The following is a 2909-nucleotide window of genomic DNA, read 5'->3' on the forward strand; positions in this document are numbered from 1 at the left end:
GCGGTTCCTGCCCGCTACCGGGCCGATCGCGATGCGCTCCCCCGCGTTGATGGCGATCGCGGTGCGGGTGATGGCCAACCTGGTCACCGACGAGGACGCCGACTGGGTGGCGCGGGCCTGGCGCGGCGCCGGCCGGCTGTCCCGGCTGATCGACCGGCGAACGCCGTTCACCTGACCCTGAGATCAATTCGTGATCGCGGTGTATAGTCCCGCTAATGAAGCGTACGAGGCTGGTCACGGGCGTCGCCGTGGCGGCTGCAGCAATCGCGCTGGCCGCGCCGGCGCAGGCCGACTATGACACCGAATTCAAGAACACCGTCAACGACTTCGGCGTCTATGGCCCCCAGGACCAACTCGCGTGGCTCGCCAAGATCGAGTGCGAGCGGATCGAGCGCGGCGTGGACCACGACGCCCACCAATCCGCCGTCTTCCTGCAGCGGAACCTGCCGCTCGGCACCACCCAGGGCCAGGCGCTGCAGTTCCTCGGCGCGGGTATCGACCATTACTGCCCCGACCAGGTCGGCTTCATCCAGCGCGCCGGGACCTAGTTTTCCTAAGTTCCCGGCCCTCGCATCACCGCAGCGGCTTGTACGCTGCGTGCAGTGCGACGATGCCCCCGGTCAGATTGCGCCACCGCACCCCAGACCATCCCGCCCCGCCGATCAGGTGCGCCAGCGCGGCCTGGTCCGGCCAGGCGCGGATCGACTCGGCCAGGTACACGTAGGCCTCGGGGTTGCTGGACACCGCCCGCGCGACCCGCGGCAGCGCCCGCATCAGGTACTCCTTGTAGACGGTGGCGAACACCGCGCTGGTGGGCGTGGAGAACTCGCACACCACCAGCCTCCCGCCGGGCCTGGTGACGCGGGCCATCTCGCGCAGCGCCGCCTGCAGGTCGGCGACGTTGCGCAGCCCGAAGCTGATCGTGACCGCGTCGAACACGCCGTCGGCGAACGGCAGCCGCGTCGCGTCGCCGGCGACCTTGGGCACCCTACGGGCCGCACCCGCCGCCAGCATCCCGACCGAGAAATCGGCCGCCACGCACCATGCCCCTGACTTCGCCAACTCGACCGTGGACACCGCGGTCCCCGCAGCCAGATCCAGCACCTTCTGGCCGGACCCGATCCGCAGCGCGGACCGGGTCGCGCTGCGCCAGTACCGGTCCTGGCCCAGCGACAGCACGGTGTTGGTCAGGTCGTACCGGCGAGCGACGCCGTCGAACATCGACGCGACGGCGCGGGGATCCTTGTCCAGGGCGGCGCGACTCACGCAATAGACGCTACCGGGGCGGATCGGCGCCCCCGCACGGATCTTAGGATTTCCCCCTCGGCGCGCACGGTCGTTACCTAAGCTCAACCCTGCACCCATCACACGGAGGCACGACGCCAATGGGATTCGGCCTGAGATCGCCATCGCTGCAGCGATGCCGGGTGGTTACCCGCCGCGGCCTGCTGCGCGCCGGCGTCGCGGCGGCCGCGGCCCTCACCGCGGGCGGGCTGGTTTTCGCCGCGACCGCGGAAGCCGAACCGGCCGCGGCGGCTGGGGCCGCACCGGCGGCCAGCCCGGGGCGCGCGATGGGACAGCGCCGGTCCGTCAACGCCGCCACCGAGGGCCAGTGCACGTGGGGCGCCCTGCAGAAGTGGTTCGACGCCGGCGGGTACTACCCGGCCCTCGACGGCAACGCCATGGACTGGGCGGACTCGGCGCGGGCGCACGGTTGGACGGTCGTCACCGACGCGCAGCCACGCGCGATCGTGGTGTTCCAGCCGTGGCTGCCCGGCGTAAGCCCGTACGGCCATGCCGCCTGGGTGAACTCGGTCTCCGAACGCTTCGACGGCACGTGGGTGAACATCACGGAGATGAACAACGGATCCCATGGCGGCGCCGGCCAGTGGTGGACCCGCGATGCCAGGAGCGTCCCCGGGATGTCCTACATCCTGATGCCCTGAGGCGGAAGGGCCTTAAGCGCGCCGCCTCAGGCGCGCGGACACCTGCGCCCGGGCAAACGGCGACAGCACCGCCTCGTAGTGGCCGAGCAGCTCGTCACAGATGACCGGCCAGCTCCGGTGAAGCACGCTGCGCCGGGCCGCCTGCGCGTAGCGGTGCCGTTCGGCGAGCAGATGCGCGACGGCGGCGGGCAGCCTGGCCTCGAACTCGTTGACGGGCAGGAGCAATCCGGTGCGGCACGGCGTGACGAGATCACGCGGGCCGCCGGCGTCGGGGGCGATCACCGGCAGCCCCGACGCCAGCGCTTCTTGCACGACCTGACAGAACGTCTCGTGCTCGCCGGTGTGCACGAAGACGTCCATGCTGGCATAGGCCGCGGCGAGGTCGGCGCCGTAGAGCGCGCCGGTGAACAACGCCGTCGGCATCGCCGACCGCAGTTTGGCCTGGTCGACGCCGTCGCCGACGATGACGAGCTGCACCTGGCCGCCGGCGGCCAGCGCGGCGAGGCGTTCGACGTGTTTTTCCGGCGCGAGCCGGCCCACGAACCCGACGATCGGCCTGCCCTGTGGCGACCAGCGGCGCCGCAGCGCCTCGTCACGCGCCGAGGGCGCATAACGGATGATGTCGACCCCGCGCCCCCACTGGTGCACCCGCGGGATGCGCCGGGCCACCAGCGACTCCACCGTGGCGCTGGAGGGGGCCAGGGTGCGGTCGGCCAGGCCGTGCAGGTGCCGGAACCACGCCCACGCCGCCCGGGTGGTGATGCCGATGCCGTAGCTGGCCGCGAAACCCGGGACGTCGGTCTGGTAGACCGCGACGGCCGGCACCCCGAGACGGCGCGCGGCCCGCACCCCGCCGTAGCCGAGCAGCGCCGGCGAGGCCAGGTGAATGACGTCGGGGTCGAACCCGCGCAGGGTGCGCACCATGCGGGGGGTGGGCACCCCGAGCGGCAACGTGGTCACCTT

At 71.9% G+C, this 2909-nt stretch carries 4 protein-coding genes and 1 pseudogene; 3 read left to right on the forward strand and 2 right to left on the reverse strand.

Translation table 11 applies throughout. The features are described 5' to 3' along the window. Positions 1 to 175 (forward strand): annotated as a pseudogene (locus tag AC2VOR_RS09190) (FAD-linked oxidoreductase); the annotation flags it as partial. A gap of 40 nt (positions 176 to 215) precedes the next feature. Continuing rightward, complete coding sequence (locus AC2VOR_RS09195; protein ID WP_369740760.1) at positions 216 to 548, forward strand: DUF732 domain-containing protein; 333 nt, start codon at positions 216 to 218, stop codon at positions 546 to 548. 25 nt (positions 549 to 573) lie between these two features. On the opposite strand, the gene AC2VOR_RS09200 is transcribed toward AC2VOR_RS09195, so the two are convergent. Next, positions 574 to 1266, reverse strand: a complete 693-nt coding sequence (locus tag AC2VOR_RS09200; protein ID WP_369740762.1) for a demethylmenaquinone methyltransferase — start codon at positions 1264 to 1266, stop codon at positions 574 to 576. 161 nt (positions 1267 to 1427) lie between these two features. Here AC2VOR_RS09200 and AC2VOR_RS09205 point away from each other — a divergent pair, with 161 nt between their 5' ends. Further along, the gene (locus tag AC2VOR_RS09205; protein ID WP_369740764.1) at positions 1428 to 1946 is read left to right on the forward strand and encodes a CHAP domain-containing protein; all 519 of its coding nucleotides are present in this window, start codon (positions 1428 to 1430) and stop codon (positions 1944 to 1946) included. A gap of 12 nt (positions 1947 to 1958) precedes the next feature. Here AC2VOR_RS09205 and AC2VOR_RS09210 read toward each other — a convergent pair. Further along, a partial coding sequence (locus tag AC2VOR_RS09210; protein WP_486963654.1) for a glycosyltransferase family 4 protein occupies positions 1959 to 2909 on the reverse strand: 951 nt, incomplete at its 5' end.

The sequence above is a fragment of the Mycobacterium sp. TH-M103 genome, from assembly GCF_057473785.1.